The sequence below is a fragment of the Extibacter muris genome, assembly GCF_004345005.1.
GTDB classification, from domain to species: Bacteria; Bacillota; Clostridia; order Lachnospirales; family Lachnospiraceae; genus Extibacter; species Extibacter muris.
The window spans coordinates 1-16,538 of sequence record NZ_SMMX01000006.1; the positions used below are offsets into that span (position 1 = coordinate 1).

Consider the following 16,538-nt stretch of genomic DNA (forward strand, 5'->3'; position numbering starts at 1 on the left):
TCTTCACCGAGCCTGGCATCGCGGAAGCTTCCTTGTTCAATCGCGGTCAGGATTAACTACTAGCTAATCCTATCCCGTTATTACTGTTTTTAGGTTGACATCTCATTCGATGTCCGTTCTGAATTTTTCTCTTTTCAAGAAATCTTCAGGGTCGTTGTCTATTGTTTAATTATCAAGGTGCTTTTGCTCCCCCGTTTGGGTCAGCTCAGATATAGTATCATTTAAGCCGCATCCGTGTCAAGTAATTTTTAAAGATTTTTTCGAGTACTTTTTACTCTTTTTTCTTTCTTACTACATCTATGATTTTTTCAAATCAAAACACAAGAATATGCGGTTGACTAAGACAGCAATCTGACGGAGAAGGAGGGATTTGAACCCTCGCGCCGCTATTAACGACCTACTCCCTTTCCAGGGGAGCCCCTTCGGCCAGCTTGGGTACTTCTCCAAAAGTGTCCGTAAAATACTATACACGAATTTCTCATCATTGTCCAGTATTTTTTCTCTTTTTTTCAATTTTTCTACACAGCTCTGCAAAATGCCTCTCATTCCGCCTTCCTGAAGCGACAGCTTCAGGGCCACTTCACGCCGCCCGATTAAAATGACAGTACCGGACACCTGTATACGGGGTACCCGGTACTGTCATTTTAGGTGAGCCTGTTCTGTATCTATCATAGCCCGGACACTATACTTTCTCAACCCGCCGACGCCATGTTAGTGTCATACATGCCAGAGCACCGACAAGCAGCAGCACATATAAAGCCGGTTCAGCATCGTCTCCTATCTTTGCACCGTCTCCGCCCGGCCGCATAGCTCCTGGCGTTCCATCCGTTTGACCGGCTGCCATATCCGAGGTATGCCGTTGGATGGTTACTTCTTTTATGATGACCTGACCGTCCGTCTCGATACGGAACGGGAATGTGCCACCCGGGATTCCATATCCCGGTGGAACCTCAACTACCTTATAATAATAATCTTCGTATTTCAAATCATCCGTCATAATTTTTCCGCTGCTGTCCGTAACTATCTCTGCGATAAGGTTTCCCTCTTTATCGTAGATCTCAACTTTGACGCCTTCCACTGGCTTGGGATGTCTGCCGTCATCAAGAACAGTCAAGTCAAGCTTTCCTTTTATAAGGCTATTATATGCCTCATAAGTAAATGTACTGTTTTTACTTACCGCAGCAGCACGTTCTGTACTGTCAAGCACATATCCTTCAAGAGCGGTTATTTCTTTGATATTGTAGCTTCCTGTTCTAATCTGTTCCAGACTAGATTCACCGTTCATGTCGGTAGGCTGCATCGTATAGGTGACATAATCATTATATACTGCAAATACCGCGTCCTTTAATACCGTTGACTTATCATCCGCATATTTTTTCACCGCGATATTTCCCTTAGGAATGCTGCTCCCGCCTGCAATGCTTCCTGCAATTCTTAACCGCGTTCCGGAATTTTCCTGATCCGCCTCAGAGCCTTCATAATATACCTGGTTGACCACTTCTTTATTCTTTGCGTCATCGCCAAAGTCAGTGCGGAACACAAGCAGGTATGCACGGTCTATCTGCTGTAGGAAATGGAACTTAAACGTATTGTCAGTCAGATCATATGTAATATTGTCTCTTGTTACAGGCACTTCGGTCCCTTGTCTGACCGAACCGTCCGTCTGCACTTCTGCCTCATATAGCCTGACGCTGGATGGATCAAGCTCCAGCTTCGGGTCTACAGACAGCTTGTCCACGATAACCGGCTTATTCATCTGAGCCTTGTTCCTGTTTACCGTCACCGCCCATTCCAGATAATTTACTCCGGCAGAGTCCTTCTTGACCTCCCCCTTTTTCAACAGCACGGAACCTGTCACCTCTTTTTCTGCCGTACACGTAATTGGCGCAGACATTTCGTCTCCATAAAGCACCGCTGTATTGCAGAATCTCTTTGTCGTATTGGCTGCCAGGAAGTCTCCGTCCGTTATCTTCGTCCTGAACGTCATGGTATACTGCTCATCCACATCGGACGGCAGGTCAATCCGCAGGGTCTTTGAAGATGCCTCGTAGGACTCTGACACCGGCTGCCTTGGCAAACATCTCGCTTATAATCTCAGGCTCAGACGTGACGGCATATTCTGCACCGCTGATTTTGATGACCGCCTCATTTTTAAACGGTCTGCTCTTATAACCGTTTACCGCCCATATTTCCGCGTTGTCTGCCGTCGTCTGAAACTGGAATTCTACCACCTCTGATATATCCTTTGTTATCTCCCCCGTCAGCTTGCGGCTGCCTTCGTCATATTGGAACGTAATACCCGAATCACTCCCTTTTGTAATATGGATATCATCTGCCCCCACGAAATCGCTGCCCTTTTTCACAAGAGTAAGCCCCTCCGGTATCGTATCTTCCACCTGGACAGGATTCCCCAGCGTGCTTTCATACTGATTCAATGTAATGGTCCATGTAATCGTGTGATTCTTCCGGTTATAGCTGCCTGCCTTATCTATCAGAGCATTGTTTACCTTGACAGACGCATCTTTCGAGACTGAAACCGAAGGGTCAGGCCCCGGACCTCCGATAAAATCAACATGGTTTTTGAACTCTTTCGTCTTATTTTCATCGTAGTATTCGTCAGCCACTGTCGTCGTATAATGTATAGTATATGTTTCATCTATATCTCCAAGGCAGACAGCTATGTTCTGAGTCGCCAAGCCCGGCTGAAAAACCGTCCGGGAACTTATAAGTGATTCTCCCGTCCGTACCCTTTGTAATGAAACCGCCCGTGACCGTAGTGCCACCTGATTCTTCACAATTATAGGCGTCAGGATCCGTCTCATCGAAGCTGAGCCCTTCGGGAAGCGTATCCGTTATCACAAGTCCCGTGACAGGAAGGTCAGCCGGGCCGCATTCTCCACTTTAAGCGTAATCCTCCATGGTATCGTCAGGCTACCAAGATCCGGACTGCCTGCTTCACGATAGATACCTCTGCACTCTGCTTGTCAATGGCAAAGTCAATGCGGGAAATGTGGCTCCATCTTCCATATGTATTTCCTTTGGGATGGAGAATGTATATTCTTTCCCAGTCTCATATCCTCCTGCCTAAATTTCATAATGATAGACGAGGTACACCTCTGTACCCCGTTTCACATCTTTTAATTCCGCAATGTCATTCCTGTCTTTGTCTACAACTTTAATCCCCGTAAAAAAATCCGTCTGTACCGACTCCGCTGCCGCAGAAGGCCCGTCGGCCCGCAGCGTCGTTCCGCATATGAAGCTCAGCGCAATGGACAGCAGGCATGCACCTGTTATTTCTCGTAATATCTTTCCCTTTTCAAACATGTTTTACACCCCTTCTGTATGATATGGTGTAGGGGACAAAAGTCGTTTGACCCTGGTATCATATATTAATATTTAATACAATTAAGGCAGTGCGTCTATATACTCTACTCGTTTGATACATTTATTACGGAAATATACAGCAAAGAGCCGGAAACTCCTTTACGGAATTTCCGGCTCCTCTTTTAAGAGCGGAGAGGGTGGGATTCGAACCCACGCGCCCTCTCGGACAAACGGTTTTCAAGACCGCCTCGTTATGACCACTTCGATACCTCTCCACATATTCAATCAGGCCGCGCTTTCTCAGCGACAATATGCATTTTATCATACATACATTATAGCGTCAATATATAATTCTCAAGATTTTCAAATTTTTCCATTTACGAAAGTACGGGCGACTGCCAGGTCCTCGGGTGTTGTAATCTTGATGTTCCGGTACGAGCCTTCTACAAGCTTCACCGGCACATCCATGTACCGTTCTACTGCCATGGCGTCATCAGTTATCCCTTCACAGTCTTCCCTCATCATCTTAGAATATGCATCCATAATCAAAGAATTTTCAAATACCTGCGGTGTCTGGACAGTCCACACATATTTTCTCTTTGGAGTCTTTACGGCATAATTATCGTCATCGATCAGCTTTACCGTATCCTTGCTCGGCATTCCTGCAACGCAGGCTCTGTATGTTCCAACCGCTTCATACTGTCTGTGCAGCATCTCTTCATCAACGAATGGCCTTGCTCCGTCATGTATGAAGACATAGCCGTCGCGCACCTGTCCCTTTTCATCACGGACTGCTGCCTTCAGCCCTTCATAGACCGAATCATACCTTTCCCTGCCGCCTTCCACGATGGCTGTAACCTTGGCAAATTGATACGGCTCTATAATCTGTTCACGGACATACGCCTCCTGTCCTGTGCCCACCACGAGTACGACATCATCGATAACCGAAGACGTTTCAAATGTCTTTAATGCATAACAGATCAAAGGCTTCCCTTCCAGCTCAAGATACTGCTTCTGGACAGACGTCCCCATACGCGTTCCCTGTCCTGCCGCCAGCACGACAGCCGTACACTTCTTCTTCACTTCCATATCTTCACATTCCCCCGACATGCCCGGGCTATCTTTCCCCAAGCTTTAGATTCGGCACCGCATTCAGGTCCCATCCGTGCCTTGTGCCGTTCCTATATTCATAATATGCCGCCACGCCTATCATAGCCGCATTGTCTGTACAGTAGACAGGCGATGGGTAGTAGAGTTCGATGTTCCTCTCCTCACAGGCTTTTGCCATGGCTTCTCGCAGTGCACTGTTGGACGCCACTCCGCCTGCTATGGCGAACTTGTCCATATGGTATTCCTCCACGGCACGCATCGCAGCATCTACAAGCACATCTGTAACCGCTTTTTGAAATGAAGCTGCTACGTCAGCCTGGCTGTATGCTTCCCCCTTCATCCGGCAGCCGTTGATATAATTCAGCACGGCCGACTTAAGTCCGCTGAAGCTGAAGTCGAAAGGGGCATCTTCCATATGCGCCCTCGGAAAAGCAATCGCGTCAGGATTACCTTCCTTAGACACTCTGTCAATCTTCGGGCCGCCCGGATAGCCAAGCCCGATGGCCCTGGCAACCTTGTCGAACGCTTCCCCTGCCGCATCGTCCCTTGTACGTCCGATGATATCGAACCTGCCGTAATCGTTTACCCTGACAAGATGCGTATGTCCCCCGGACACTACCAGAGAGAAAAATGGCGGCTCCAGTTCCTTGTGCTCGATGAAGTTAGCTGCGATATGGCCTTCAATATGATGGACGCCTACGAGCGGCTTTTTCGCAGCGTAGGCAATCGCCTTGGCTTCAGCCACGCCCACAAGCAGGGCTCCTACGAGGCCCGGACCATAAGTGACTCCTATGGCGTCGATACCGGCCAGCGTCACCCCCGCCTCGTCAAGCGCCGCCTGTATCACCTGATTGATCTTCTCAATATGCTTTCTGGATGCAATTTCAGGTACGACGCCGCCATATAGCGTGTGAAGATCGATCTGGGAAGAAATGACATTAGACAGCACATCCCGCCCATCTTTCACCACGGCTGCCGCTGTCTCATCGCACGAACTCTCAATTGCAAGTATCAGTATCTCTTTCTCTTCGCTCATAATATCTCCTATCCCTGTGAAAATGTCAGTTCGACCGTACGCTTGTCCTTGGCCGCCACTGCATTAGGGAATATGGCCCGCACATCATCCATGTAATCTTCCGGATGCGTAAGCGACGGGCTGTAGTGGGTCAGCCACATCTCCCTGACTTCTGCATCTTTGGCAAGCCGGGCAGCCTCATGGAACGTCATGTGCTTATATTCTTTCGCCTTTTTCAGCTTATCCTTCTCTCCATACATCCCCTCGCAGATGAACAAGTCGGAACCGGCGGCATTCTCCCGGATAGAGTCGGTCGGCCTCGTGTCGGTACAGTAGGCCAGCTTGATTCCTTTTCTTGGGGGGCCAAGTACCATATCCGGCGTATACACCGTACCGTTTTCTTCCACTTCCTCCCCATTCTGCAGGATACCCCAGTACCTCTTGGGGATGCCGGCTGCGGTCGCCCGGTCTACATCAAACTTGCCGGCCCGGTCTACCTCCATCGTATATCCATAGCAGATGACATTATGGTTTACCCGGAACGCCTTCAGACGGTATCCGTTCATCTCGAATACCTGTTCCGGCTCAGTAATCTCGATATATTTGACAGGAAACGGCAGTTCCGGCGCGATTACCCTGAGCGCGTTTACAACTCTCTCAAGGCCCTTCGGTCCAATCAGCGTCAGCGGCTCCGTACGGTCTGCATTGCCCATCGTCAGAAGCAGGCCGGGAAGCCCGCTGATATGGTCGCCGTGATAGTGTGTAAAGCAGATCACGTCAATGGGCTTGAAGCTCCATCCCTTCTCCTTGATAGCAATCTGCGTACCCTCTCCGCAATCGATCAGCACGCTGCTGCCGTTATACCGCACCATAAGCGCCGTCAGCCAGCGGTAAGGCAGCGGCATCATGCCGCCGGTTCCCAACAAACATACATCTAACATATCATACCTCTATTCTAAATCTTGATTTTAAATCCTTTTACCATTTCGTCATAACAGTCTTCACAAAGATCAAAGCAGTCTACCTGATTGTCTTTGCCGGACTGGTATCCCCATCGTTTTTCCACTTCAAGATAATCCTCCTGGGGAACCCCTCTGGAAATGATAATCTCTTTACCACATTTATTGCAAATAATTTTTTCAATATCTTTTGCTTCTTTTATCTGAACACTATACTGGCGCATACGATTCCTCCTGTGTGTATCTCACTTCGACTTCTCTGTGCTACGCCTATATTATAACGGACTGCCGCCGCCGTTCCTAGTGGGAACTGCTGTTAAAACTGTCAATTACCTGCCAAGCCTGCGGCTCATGAGCACCGCATCCTCCGCAGGGTCCGCATAGTACCCCTTCCGTACGCCGTCCTCTTCAAAACCGTAATCTTTATAGAAGGCAGCCGCCGCCTCATTGCTTTCCCTTACTTCCAGCATAAGCTTTGCAATCCTTTTTTCCTCGCAGAAATCCTCAAGCTTAAGCAGCATGTGCCCGGCAGCCCCTTGTCTCCTGCTGCCCTCCTCCACGGCAATCCTGGCAATCTCCCCTTCATCCATTACATAATATACGATGAGATAGCCAATCAGCCTCTCGCCGTCAAAAGCCCCGAACAGTACGGAATTGTCCTGCCGGTATGTGTCACGGACCGCTTCATAGCTCCAGCCGTCCGGAAATATCTGCTGCTCCAGGCAGGCTATCCTCTCAACGTCCGTTTCCTTAATCTGGCGCACTGTAAACATATCAACTGCCTCCCGCCTGTCCTACAGATCCTGAATGTCTTCCATCAGCTGCCGGACCGCTTCTTCCTTCGTCGCCCAGCTGGTACAGAATCTTACTGCCGTATGGCCTTCATCGACCGCCTCCCAGAAGCTGAATGAATACTTCTCGGCCAGCTTCTCCATATGTGCGTTCGGAAGGATGGGAAACTGCTGGTTCGTATAGGAATCATAGCGCAGCCCGTATCCTTTCTCCTGAAATGCAGCTTTAAGGCGCATGGCGAGCCGATCCGCATGTTCCGCCACCTTATAATATAGACCATCCGTAAACAGCGTGTCAAACTGGATGCCGAGCAGCCTGCCTTTTGCCAGCATCCCTCCATTATGCTTGATCATATAACGGAAGTCCTTTTTAAGCGCAGGGCTGACTATCACTACTGCTTCCCCGAACAAGGCACCCACCTTCGTGCCCCCTATATAGAATACATCGGTCAGCGCGGCGATATCCTCCAGCGTCAGCGTAGACGCTTCAGACATGATTCCATAGCCGAGACGGGCCCCGTCCAGAAACAGTGGCAGATTCCTCTCCCTGCACGTATCGTATAGTTCTTCCAGCTCTTCCTTGCTGTACAAGGTCCCATTCTCTGTCGGATGGGAGATGTATACCATGCCCGGCTGTACCATATGCTCATGAGCGGCATCGTCCCAGTGGGACTCATACATCCGGCGTACCTGGTCTGCCGTTATCTTTCCGTCTTCGCTCGGAAGGGTCAGGACCTTGTGTCCGGTACCTTCCACCGCCCCTGTCTCGTGTACGTTGATATGCCCGCTCTCAGCCGCTATCACACCCTGGAACGGGCGGAGGATAGAACTGATGACTGTAAAGTTGGCCTGTGTTCCTCCGACCAGGAAGTGTACGTCCGCAGTCTCACAGCCGCAAGCTTTCTTTATCTTCTCCCTTGCACTTTCACAGAAGGCGTCCGTGCCGTATCCCGGCGCCTGCACATAATTCGTCTCTTCCATCTTCTTCAAGATTTCAGGATGAGCCCCTTCCGTATAATCGCATTCAAATATGATCATGATTCTTTCAACCTCTCTTTCCTCTCCCGTTCCGCCTGCGATACTCTGAGATAATCCGGACGGTGTTGTGCCGCGGTCTCGCTCCTGCCCTCCAGCAGGTACTTCAAACCGAGCGTTCCAAGCGCGGCTGCCCGCTGGCGGTTCATATGCGCCGGCGCGTAGTAGTGCTCGATTGCGAGCTTCTCTTCCAGCATCCCTCTGTATACAGGAACTCCGTCTCCCAGGAATGTAACCTTCTCTCCGGCATCATTGAGCCGGCGGGCCAGCTCTTCAACCGGGACGGCCATCTGACCTTCCACCGCCTCAAACGTGTGCTCCGCCCTATACAGCCCTGTATATACCTGATTTCTCCTGGCATCCATGACCGGGCATATGATTCCCGACGTTCCATACAGGCTGTATGCCATGCCTTCCAGCGTCGGGACATGTATGAGCGGCTTATCAAGCGCCAGCCCCAGTCCCTTAGCGGTCGCCGAACCGATCCGCAGCCCGGTGAAGGACCCCGGTCCGCCCGCCACTGCGATAGCATCGATCGTATCCATGTCAAGCTCAATCATCTTCACCACTTCATCGAGCATAGGCAGAAGTGTCTGAGAATGCGTCTTTTTATAATTTACCGTGTATTCCGCAACCGTCTGTTCTTCCTCGACGACAGCGACGCTGGCAACCAGCCCCGAACTGTCCAGTGCTAATATGCGCATATGCCAATCCTCCGATAATCCAATCCCTTTTCCGGGTCTTTTTCTATCCTGATCTCCGTATAATGTTCCGGAAGGATCTCTTCTATTAGGTCCGCCCACTCGATCAGGCTCACCCCTTCTCCGTATACATAGTCTTCATATCCGATTTCATCCATCTCTTCTACGGAGCCGATCCTATAGACATCGAAATGATAGAAGGGCAGACGCCCTTCTTCATATACCTGTACAATCGTAAAAGTCGGGCTGCTCACAGGTTCCAGAATGCCCAGTCCGGCCGCAAGCCCTTTTGTGAAGATGGTCTTGCCGGTGCCCAGGTCCCCTATCAGTGTGTAGACCTCGCCGGGACAGGCTTTTTCCCCCATGCCCCGCCCAAGTTCATATGTCTCCTTCTCGCTGTAACTCTCTATAACCATTGCATACCCCTTCTATTCTTCCGGCCCTTTCTCCACTTCCGGTTCCCGCGTCACTTTCCCGTCCACATACGCTTTCCTATCTGCTTCCTTCCGGGGCCTGGGAGCTGTCCCCTTCCTGCCGTCCATACGGCGGATTCTGACTGCAGGTGCCGGCATGTGTGCGAAAATCATGTCCACAATCTCCGTATACCTGTCTCCAAGCTGGCTGACCGGAAGAATGATGGCACGCTTCTGGGCATCATACAGGAAGATAATCTGCTTTCTGGATATTGCTCTTTTGAACTTGCTCCAGGAAGCTTTCCCGCTGTCCTCGGATGTAGTTGTCAGGATGCCGTCGTCCATGAACTCATAAGTCACCGTCTCTTCAAGGCGTCTGGAGTTCTGCATCTGCTTGATGACCTTTTTCCTGATAAATACAGGAAACACGATAAATACCAGGCAGACAAACAGAAGGAAGACTGCCGCAAGCAGAAACTGCCGCTTCATGACAAAAGCAATCGTCAGCCCTACATTGAGCATGCCGAGTATAAGCGCGGTCATCCCCGCGCCACTTGTATAGATATGATAAATCATAAAATCTGCCATAGATTCAACATCCAGCTTTACTTCCACTTTAACAGACATCATCCGTACCCCCTGTCCTTTTGAAACAGTATAACACATCTTTTTTTCTTCCGCCACTAATGATATACTTATTTGCATACCAATGGATAACAGGAGGATCATTATATGAAGTTTACCTTTTACCACAACAATATCAATGTGCGAGATCTTGAGAAATCTTTGGATTTCTATAACAAAGCGCTCGGACTTACGGCCACACATGAAAAAGAGGCTGAAGATGGCAGCTTCCGGCTCGTCTTTCTCGGAGATGGTACGACACCCCATCTGCTGGAGCTCACATGGCTGCGTGATATGGACCGCCCGTATGAGCTTGGCGACAACGAATCTCATCTCGCCTTCCGTGTAGACGACTTTGGCAAGGCGCTTGCACATCACAGGGAAATGGGCTGCGTATGCTTTGAGAATGCTGAGATGGGCATATACTTTATCGAGGACCCTGACGGCTATTGGATTGAAATCTGCCCTTGCAAAGAATAAAATAATAGTATCCCGCACTTTTATTGACATATGTCAATAACTATAGTAATATACTGATAACACCATCTAAGCAATACAAGATGGACGACGAAAGGAGTATCTTATGGCACGTCCAGGCAAGACCCGCTGCGTAGGCAGCATGCCCCGATGCGTACGTTTCGCCGCGTCAGGCAGTCCGAGAACTGGAATCAACCTCTCTGTCGAGGAGTTTGAAACAATCCGGCTCATGGATTACAGCGGCATGACGCAGGCAGAGTGCGCGGTCCAGATGCAGGTAAGCCGCGCTACCGTCCAGTCCCTCTATACACAGGCACGCAAAAAGGTCGCCCGCTTTCTCGTCGAAGGGACATACCTAGATATCAGCGGAGGCGACTATACCATCTGTGGTAGATACTCCCGCAGCCGGCTTATGAAAATAAAAGAGGAAAAAGGAGATTATATTATGATAATTGCAGTCACTTATGAAAACGGACAGATATTCCAGCATTTCGGCCACACGAAACAGTTCAAAATCTATGAAGTAAAAGATGGAACCATCCTCTCTTCCGAAGTGAAGGGTACAGAAGGACAAGGGCACGGGGCACTTGCTTCCCTGCTCTTGAGCTTTGGCGTGGATGTGCTCATCTGCGGAGGAATCGGAGGCGGTGCAAGGAATGCACTGTCTGAAGCAGGCATAGACCTGTACCCTGGAGCTGTAGGCGAAGCCGACGCCCAGGTAGCATCGTTCCTGGACGGTACACTGTCCTATGATCCAGATACGATGTGCAGCCACCACCACGGAGAAGAGGGCCACACATGTGGCAGCCATGGCTGCGGAGGCCATGGGCACCACTGATCGTGATACAGCATAGCAGCTTAGGTTCACACTGCCACGGGCAGCCTGCATATCAGGCTGCCCGTTACGATTTTCCTATCGTTCATTCATCTTAAAAACAGGGCTGATTTTCTTATATATGAGCAATACGATCATAGATGCAAGCACACCTTTCAGAAGATTGAACGGTGCGACCGCAAACATCACGAACGTAAACAAGTCCGTGATACTTGCGTTTATTGCATTGCCCATCCCTACAAGCGCGTCTATCGGCATCTCAAAAGCCTTTGCGTATGCCGGAAGAAGGATATATGCGTTCAGAAAACAGCCGATTACGGTCATGATGACAGTCCCGGATACCATCCCGGCAATAGCCCGTGTCCTGGAACGTCTCCTCTTGTAGATCAGTCCGGCCGGAACTACAAGCGCACACCCGATAAGAAAGTTCGCAGCCTCGCCTACTCCTGCGGTAATCGTGCCGTTAATGGCAAAGTTCAGCAATATCTTGATAAATTCGATGGCGGCGCCTGCCAGAGGGCCCATGGCAAAGCATCCTACAAGTACCGGCACCTCGCTGAAATCGATCTGATAAAAGGCGGGAGCGAAAGGAAGAGGAATTTCAAACAGCATCAATACTGTAGCAATCGCCCCGAGCATGCCCGTCTGGGCCATCATCCTTACCTTTGTTCTTGTCTTTGTCCTTGCATCTGCATTCGTCATTACATCTGTACTCATTTTCTTTCTCTCCTTTTCGATGTTCATTATAGTTATCAAAGAAAGAAAATCTTCATGGAACTATACAGCATCGACGCTTTGTGCGTCAACGTGCGGCTGTGCGGCTGCCTTCCTCTGCACATTGCGTGCATCCCCCGGAGGTTTTTATTTCATAGGAAAAGCATCCCTATGTAATAAAAAAGACCTCGGTGAAAACCGGGGGGCCTGAAATACTGCAACAATCGCTGCTGTACATTTCTTCATCTCATCCAGACTTTACTGTCGGTTTTGGAATTGCACCAAATCAGCCGTGCCACCACTGGCACGGGTCGCGGACTATACCGCCGGTTGGGATTTGCACCCGACCCCTGAAGAATTTCTATTCAATTCGATATTATTATAGCTCATAGCCTTACAATATACAAGTCTTTTCAACAAATCCTCCCTGTCATAACGACGTTTTTTATCTGTCTTGTCAGTTGACTTGACATGTATATCTTTTTATGCAATAGTAAGTCATGAACCTGCCCGGACGGCTGTCCCGGGTATATTAGAAGGAGCGGATCATGACTACTTTAGAACGAATCAAACAATTAAAAAAAGAAAAAAATGCCGTCATCCTTGCACATTACTATGTGGACGATGACGTACAGGAAGCGGCCGATTATGTAGGCGACTCCTATTATCTGAGCAAGGCCGCGGCCTCAGCAGAGGCTGATGTCATAGTCTTCTGCGGCGTCTCATTCATGGGAGAGAGCGCTAAGATACTCAATCCCGGCAAGACCGTGCTCATGCCGGATGCAGCGGCCGACTGCCCTATGGCACATATGGCGGACATTGAAAAGATTAAAAAATGCAAGGAAGAATACGACGACCTTGCTGTCGTCTGCTACATCAATTCTACTGCGCTTCTCAAAACATATTCCGATGTGTGTGTCACTTCTGCCAATGCGATGGACGTCGTCCGCGCACTGCCGAACAGGCATATCTATTTTATACCGGACGCCAACCTCGGGCAGTTTATCGCCTCGAAGCTGCCGGACAAGCACTTTATCTTCAATGACGGCTACTGTCATGTACATAAGGATATCACTGCAGCAGATATCCAAAATGCAAAAGAAGCCCATCCGGACGCACTCGTGCTCATCCACCCCGAATGTACGCCGGATGCTGTAGCTCTGGCGGACTACGCAGGTAGCACGACCGGCATCATCAATTATGCTTCCGCAAGCAGCTGCAGCGAGTTTATAATCTGTACCGAGACCGGCGTATTCAAAGAACTGAAAGACAAGAATCCAGAGAAGGGCTTCTATCCTGTGCACGGACACCAGTGCTGCACAGATATGAAGCTGATTACGCTTGAGAAAGTCGCACGCGCGCTGGAACGTATGGAACATCCCGTAGAAATGGATGAAGAGACAAGACGAAAAGCGGCACGGCCGCTGGAACGCATGCTGGAACTGGCACAGTGATAAGGAAGTGTACTATGATGGAAGCATATTATGACGTTGTCATAGTCGGAACCGGTGCGTCAGGGCTGTTCACCGGCCTGTCCCTGCCTGGGCATCTGCGCATTCTCATGATAACAAAAGACAAGGTGGAAAGCAGCGACTCTTATCTGGCCCAGGGAGGCATCTGTGTCCTGAAGTCTGAAGAGGATTACGAAAGCTACTTCGAGGATACGATGCGGGCGGGACACTATGAAAACAACAAGGAGTCGGTACGTATTATGATACAGGATTCTCCCGGCATCATCGCCAGCCTTATCTCATATGGCGTGGAATTTGAACATGACGGGGAAGAGCTTGCCTACACGAAGGAAGGGGCACATTCGGCAAGCCGGATCTTGTACCACAAAGATGTCACCGGCAAAGAGATTACAAGAAAGCTGATTGCCTGTGCCAGGAAGCGGCCCAACATTACGATAGCCGCCCGCACGGCCATGGCTGACCTCGTCATACAGGAGGATCGCTGTACCGGTGTCGTCGTGCGCGAACCGGATGGCGGCATAAGGCCGGTGTCCTCCAGGGCAGTATATCTGGCAACCGGAGGAATCGGAGGGCTCTTTGCCAATTCCACCAACTTCCGGCATATAACCGGGGACAGCCTAGCGCTGGCGCTGAGACACGGAATCGAACTTGAGAACATCCACTATATACAGATTCACCCTACCACCCTTTATTCCCACAGAGAAGGCCGCCGCTTTCTCATCTCGGAATCCGTCAGGGGAGAGGGTGCCATTCTGCTGAACCCTGATGGACAACGTTTTGTAGATGAACTGCAGCCCAGAGACGTGGTGACGGAAGCTATCCGGCAGGAGATGGACAGATTCCACTCTCCCTTTGTATATCTATCGCTGGCACATATGCAGAAAGAGAAGATATTATACCGTTTTCCGAACATATACGAACGCTGCCTCGAGGAAGGCTATGACCTGTCAGGAGACCGCATCCCTATCACCCCGGCACAGCATTATCTCATGGGCGGAATCTGTACGGATTCCTTTGCACGTACGTCTCTTGGCAATCTGTTTGCCGTCGGTGAAGCCGGATGCAACGGAGTACACGGGGCCAACCGCCTGGCGAGCAATTCCCTGCTCGAAAGCCTCGTATTTGCAAGACGTGGTGCCGGGCTTCTCGCCTCCGCCATCGGCAGCATAAGCCCTCCACCCGTACCGGCATCCATAGACGTCTCCGCCTATGCAGATCCCCAGGCACGAAGCCGAGAAGATAAAGCACTGATACTGAATGAAATCAAAAGAAGGGACCGAGAATTTTATGATAAATGGTGTAACGATGAAAATTAATACGGATGAATACATATGGAATGCTTTAAAAGAGGATATCACGAGCGAAGATGTCACCACAAACGCGGTGATGAGGTCGCCATGCCCCGGAAGAGCTGAACTGATCTGCAAAGAAGACGGAATCATATGCGGCCTTCCCGTATTCGCCCGCGTCTTTGAACTACTGGATGAGACCGCCCTGTTTGAGACAGACGCAGCAGATGGGGATCCTGTAAAAAGAGGCCAGCTCATCGGAATAATCTCCGGCGACATCAGGGCCATCCTCTCAGGAGAACGCACTGCCCTCAATTATCTGCAGCGCATGAGCGGCATAGCTACCTACACGAACAGGCTGGCGAAAGAGCTGGAAGGTTCCGGCACCAAACTTCTCGATACGAGAAAAACGACCCCCAACAACAGGGCTTTTGAAAAATATGCCGTCAGGATAGGCGGGGGATATAACCACAGATATAATCTTTCCGACGGGATTCTCATCAAAGACAACCATATCGGAGCTGCCGGAGGCGTGGCCAAAGCAATCAGTATGGCAAAGGAATATGCGCCTTTCGTACGTAAGATAGAAGTGGAAGTGGAAGATCTGGACATGCTTGCCGAGGCTCTGGACGCCGGTGCAGATATCATCATGCTCGATAACATGGATAATGAGACGATGAAAAAAGCGGTAGCCGCCGTGGGAGGCCGTGCAGAGACCGAATGCTCCGGCAATGTAACGCTGGAGAGGCTGAAGGAAATCCGCGAAATCGGCGTGGATTACGTGTCCTCCGGCGCTTTGACCCACTCTGCCCCTATTATGGACATCTCGCTGAAGAATCTGGCTCCCGTCAAATAAATGTGGGTTTAAGTAAATTAGGCGGCGGGCGGGGAGCCACTTCACTTAAACTTACAGTTCCTCCTGATAGCTGACCCGCTCCATGGTAAAACCGCGCCCTTTCACTTCTTTTATCTGAGTGATGGTCGTGAATGCCTTGTCATCAATCCTGCTGATCGTATCATTCACTGCATACAGCTTCCGGTGCGGGATGATGCAGAGCACGCCTTTCTGCTGCTCTTTTCCGTAGCCGGTCTCGATGTGCACCATCGTCGCGCCTACGTTCATATCTTTAAGGATCCTCTGCCGGATCTCCTCATGCTTCTCAGAGATGATAAAGAGCTGTATCTGTGTCTGTCCGAATAGCACCACTCTGTTCATCACCATCGTCATGAGCATAAGTGCCAGGATGCCATACAGGATCTGCTCTGGGCCTGAAAAGAATATCTGGCATCCGAGTACGATGAAATCCACGATATACATGAACACCGCCACCGGTCCATGCAGAAACTTGTTCAGCACGAGCGCCAGAATATCCGTACCGCCGGTAGAGGCCCCCTGCCGCACGACAAGCCCGATGCCGAGGCCAAGCAGTAGTCCGGCGTACACGGTGGCAAGCAGTATGTTGTCCGTCAGGCTGCCCACCCCTGGAATCTTACTTGCGACCTCAAGGAATACCGGATATACGAAGGTACTGATAATGGTAGTAAGCGCAAACTTCCTGCCAAGCGTAAATGCCCCAAGCACAAAGAGTATGGCATTGACAATAAAGATGACGACAGACAGGTTGACAGATACATAGTGGGTGATTGCCAGACCGATACCGGTCGCACCTCCCATGATGATTCCGTGTGGCACGACAAATGCTGCCACCGCCAGAGCCAGAATCGCATTTCCCGCCAGCACCCCGAGTACAATTTTCAAATTTTTCTTCATTTTATATT

The 16,538-nt window shown here is 50.1% G+C and carries 19 protein-coding genes, 2 tRNA genes, 1 pseudogene and 1 riboswitch; of the genes and pseudogenes, 5 read left to right on the top strand and 17 right to left on the bottom strand.

Annotated features, from left to right (window positions below):
* Positions 1 to 355 precede the first annotated feature (355 nt).
* The 15 genes and pseudogenes from E1963_RS08320 to E1963_RS08385 all read right to left on the bottom strand — a co-directional run bounded on the left by E1963_RS08320 (position 356) and on the right by E1963_RS08385 (position 9,978).
* Positions 356 to 445 (bottom strand) — tRNA-Ser (locus tag E1963_RS08320).
* Positions 446 to 682: 237 nt separating this feature from the next.
* Positions 683 to 2,077 (bottom strand): SpaA isopeptide-forming pilin-related protein, encoded by a 1,395-nt coding sequence (locus E1963_RS08325; RefSeq protein WP_132277060.1) that lies wholly within the window; start codon positions 2,075 to 2,077, stop codon positions 683 to 685.
* Complete coding sequence (locus E1963_RS08330; RefSeq protein WP_207669404.1) at positions 2,019 to 2,696, bottom strand: hypothetical protein; 678 nt, start codon at positions 2,694 to 2,696, stop codon at positions 2,019 to 2,021. The genes E1963_RS08325 and E1963_RS08330 overlap by 59 nt, the downstream gene beginning before the upstream one ends.
* The gene (locus E1963_RS19650) at positions 2,653 to 2,859 is read right to left on the bottom strand and encodes a hypothetical protein (RefSeq protein WP_167482148.1); all 207 of its coding nucleotides are present in this window, start codon (positions 2,857 to 2,859) and stop codon (positions 2,653 to 2,655) included. Before E1963_RS19650 ends, E1963_RS08330 begins: the two co-directional genes overlap by 44 nt.
* A gap of 225 nt (positions 2,860 to 3,084) precedes the next feature.
* Positions 3,085 to 3,324 (bottom strand): hypothetical protein, encoded by a 240-nt coding sequence (locus E1963_RS08335; RefSeq protein ID WP_132277064.1) that lies wholly within the window; start codon positions 3,322 to 3,324, stop codon positions 3,085 to 3,087.
* A gap of 189 nt (positions 3,325 to 3,513) precedes the next feature.
* A tRNA-Ser gene (locus E1963_RS08340) sits at positions 3,514 to 3,599 on the bottom strand.
* Positions 3,600 to 3,687: 88 nt separating this feature from the next.
* Positions 3,688 to 4,413, bottom strand: a complete 726-nt coding sequence (gene ispD, locus E1963_RS08345; RefSeq protein ID WP_132277066.1) for a 2-C-methyl-D-erythritol 4-phosphate cytidylyltransferase — start codon at positions 4,411 to 4,413, stop codon at positions 3,688 to 3,690.
* Positions 4,414 to 4,441: 28 nt separating this feature from the next.
* Complete coding sequence (gene tsaD, locus E1963_RS08350) at positions 4,442 to 5,470, bottom strand: tRNA (adenosine(37)-N6)-threonylcarbamoyltransferase complex transferase subunit TsaD (protein WP_132277068.1); 1,029 nt, start codon at positions 5,468 to 5,470, stop codon at positions 4,442 to 4,444.
* Between the two features lie 8 nt (positions 5,471 to 5,478).
* Positions 5,479 to 6,390, bottom strand: a complete 912-nt coding sequence (locus E1963_RS08355; RefSeq protein WP_132277070.1) for a ribonuclease Z — start codon at positions 6,388 to 6,390, stop codon at positions 5,479 to 5,481.
* A gap of 14 nt (positions 6,391 to 6,404) precedes the next feature.
* Positions 6,405 to 6,632, bottom strand: a complete 228-nt coding sequence (locus E1963_RS08360; RefSeq protein WP_132277072.1) for a hypothetical protein — start codon at positions 6,630 to 6,632, stop codon at positions 6,405 to 6,407.
* Positions 6,633 to 6,737: 105 nt separating this feature from the next.
* Complete coding sequence (gene rimI, locus E1963_RS08365; protein ID WP_132277074.1) at positions 6,738 to 7,181, bottom strand: ribosomal protein S18-alanine N-acetyltransferase; 444 nt, start codon at positions 7,179 to 7,181, stop codon at positions 6,738 to 6,740.
* A 21-nt stretch (positions 7,182 to 7,202) separates the two neighbouring features.
* The gene (locus E1963_RS08370) at positions 7,203 to 8,237 is read right to left on the bottom strand and encodes a threonine aldolase family protein (protein WP_132277076.1); all 1,035 of its coding nucleotides are present in this window, start codon (positions 8,235 to 8,237) and stop codon (positions 7,203 to 7,205) included.
* A pseudogene (gene tsaB, locus E1963_RS08375) lies at positions 8,237 to 8,938 on the bottom strand (tRNA (adenosine(37)-N6)-threonylcarbamoyltransferase complex dimerization subunit type 1 TsaB); the annotation flags it as partial. The gene E1963_RS08370 and the pseudogene tsaB, both read right to left, overlap by 1 nt.
* The gene (gene tsaE / locus E1963_RS08380; protein WP_132277080.1) at positions 8,926 to 9,351 is read right to left on the bottom strand and encodes a tRNA (adenosine(37)-N6)-threonylcarbamoyltransferase complex ATPase subunit type 1 TsaE; all 426 of its coding nucleotides are present in this window, start codon (positions 9,349 to 9,351) and stop codon (positions 8,926 to 8,928) included. The gene tsaE and the pseudogene tsaB, both read right to left, overlap by 13 nt.
* Positions 9,352 to 9,363: 12 nt before the next feature.
* Positions 9,364 to 9,978: a YcxB family protein gene (locus tag E1963_RS08385; RefSeq protein ID WP_243117644.1), complete on the bottom strand. Its 615-nt coding sequence runs from the start codon at positions 9,976 to 9,978 to the stop codon at positions 9,364 to 9,366.
* Positions 9,979 to 10,080: 102 nt separating this feature from the next.
* Between E1963_RS08385 and E1963_RS08390 the strand changes: the two genes are divergently transcribed.
* Entirely contained in the window at positions 10,081 to 10,452 is a 372-nt protein-coding gene (locus E1963_RS08390) for a VOC family protein (RefSeq protein WP_132277084.1), read from the top strand.
* A 103-nt stretch (positions 10,453 to 10,555) separates the two neighbouring features.
* Positions 10,556 to 11,287: a DUF134 domain-containing protein gene (locus E1963_RS08395; protein WP_132277086.1), complete on the top strand. Its 732-nt coding sequence runs from the start codon at positions 10,556 to 10,558 to the stop codon at positions 11,285 to 11,287.
* Positions 11,288 to 11,362: 75 nt separating this feature from the next.
* Here E1963_RS08395 and E1963_RS08400 read toward each other — a convergent pair whose 3' ends face one another.
* Complete coding sequence (locus E1963_RS08400) at positions 11,363 to 12,001, bottom strand: ECF transporter S component (protein WP_132277088.1); 639 nt, start codon at positions 11,999 to 12,001, stop codon at positions 11,363 to 11,365.
* Positions 12,002 to 12,233: 232 nt separating this feature from the next.
* A riboswitch (FMN riboswitch) is annotated at positions 12,234 to 12,359 on the bottom strand.
* Positions 12,360 to 12,546: 187 nt separating this feature from the next.
* On the opposite strand from E1963_RS08400, the gene nadA reads away from it, so the two are divergent.
* From nadA to nadC, 3 genes are read left to right on the top strand one after another with little or no spacing between them, the layout of a single operon-like run.
* Positions 12,547 to 13,452 carry a quinolinate synthase NadA gene (gene nadA, locus E1963_RS08405; protein ID WP_132277090.1) on the top strand — a complete coding sequence of 302 codons (906 nt, stop codon included), beginning with the start codon at positions 12,547 to 12,549 and terminating at the stop codon, positions 13,450 to 13,452.
* 14 nt (positions 13,453 to 13,466) lie between these two features.
* Positions 13,467 to 14,786 (top strand): L-aspartate oxidase, encoded by a 1,320-nt coding sequence (locus E1963_RS08410; protein ID WP_132277092.1) that lies wholly within the window; start codon positions 13,467 to 13,469, stop codon positions 14,784 to 14,786.
* Positions 14,761 to 15,615, top strand: a complete 855-nt coding sequence (gene nadC, locus E1963_RS08415) for a carboxylating nicotinate-nucleotide diphosphorylase (protein WP_334295641.1) — start codon at positions 14,761 to 14,763, stop codon at positions 15,613 to 15,615. The genes E1963_RS08410 and nadC overlap by 26 nt, the downstream gene beginning before the upstream one ends.
* A gap of 51 nt (positions 15,616 to 15,666) precedes the next feature.
* Here the strand turns inward: nadC and E1963_RS08420 are convergent, their stop codons facing one another.
* Entirely contained in the window at positions 15,667 to 16,530 is an 864-nt protein-coding gene (locus tag E1963_RS08420) for a YitT family protein (protein WP_132277094.1), read from the bottom strand.
* Positions 16,531 to 16,538: the final 8 nt, after the last annotated feature.

Excerpts from the sequence above, each read along its gene's own strand:
- E1963_RS08335 (WP_132277064.1), bottom strand. The coding sequence starts at position 3,324 with ATGTTTGAAAAGGGAAAGATATTACGAGAAATAACAGGTGCATGCCTG.
- ispD (WP_132277066.1), bottom strand. The coding sequence starts at position 4,413 with ATGGAAGTGAAGAAGAAGTGTACGGCTGTCGTGCTGGCGGCAGGACAG.
- tsaD (WP_132277068.1), bottom strand. The coding sequence starts at position 5,470 with ATGAGCGAAGAGAAAGAGATACTGATACTTGCAATTGAGAGTTCGTGC.
- E1963_RS08355 (WP_132277070.1), bottom strand. The coding sequence starts at position 6,390 with ATGTTAGATGTATGTTTGTTGGGAACCGGCGGCATGATGCCGCTGCCT.
- E1963_RS08360 (WP_132277072.1), bottom strand. The coding sequence starts at position 6,632 with ATGCGCCAGTATAGTGTTCAGATAAAAGAAGCAAAAGATATTGAAAAA.
- rimI (WP_132277074.1), bottom strand. The coding sequence starts at position 7,181 with ATGTTTACAGTGCGCCAGATTAAGGAAACGGACGTTGAGAGGATAGCC.
- E1963_RS08370 (WP_132277076.1), bottom strand. The coding sequence starts at position 8,237 with ATGATCATATTTGAATGCGATTATACGGAAGGGGCTCATCCTGAAATC.
- tsaE (WP_132277080.1), bottom strand. The coding sequence starts at position 9,351 with ATGGTTATAGAGAGTTACAGCGAGAAGGAGACATATGAACTTGGGCGG.
- E1963_RS08385 (WP_243117644.1), bottom strand. The coding sequence starts at position 9,978 with ATGATGTCTGTTAAAGTGGAAGTAAAGCTGGATGTTGAATCTATGGCA.
- E1963_RS08390 (WP_132277084.1), top strand. The coding sequence starts at position 10,081 with ATGAAGTTTACCTTTTACCACAACAATATCAATGTGCGAGATCTTGAG.
- E1963_RS08395 (WP_132277086.1), top strand. The coding sequence starts at position 10,556 with ATGGCACGTCCAGGCAAGACCCGCTGCGTAGGCAGCATGCCCCGATGC.
- E1963_RS08400 (WP_132277088.1), bottom strand. The coding sequence starts at position 12,001 with ATGAGTACAGATGTAATGACGAATGCAGATGCAAGGACAAAGACAAGA.
- nadA (WP_132277090.1), top strand. The coding sequence starts at position 12,547 with ATGACTACTTTAGAACGAATCAAACAATTAAAAAAAGAAAAAAATGCC.
- E1963_RS08410 (WP_132277092.1), top strand. The coding sequence starts at position 13,467 with ATGATGGAAGCATATTATGACGTTGTCATAGTCGGAACCGGTGCGTCA.
- E1963_RS08420 (WP_132277094.1), bottom strand. The coding sequence starts at position 16,530 with ATGAAGAAAAATTTGAAAATTGTACTCGGGGTGCTGGCGGGAAATGCG.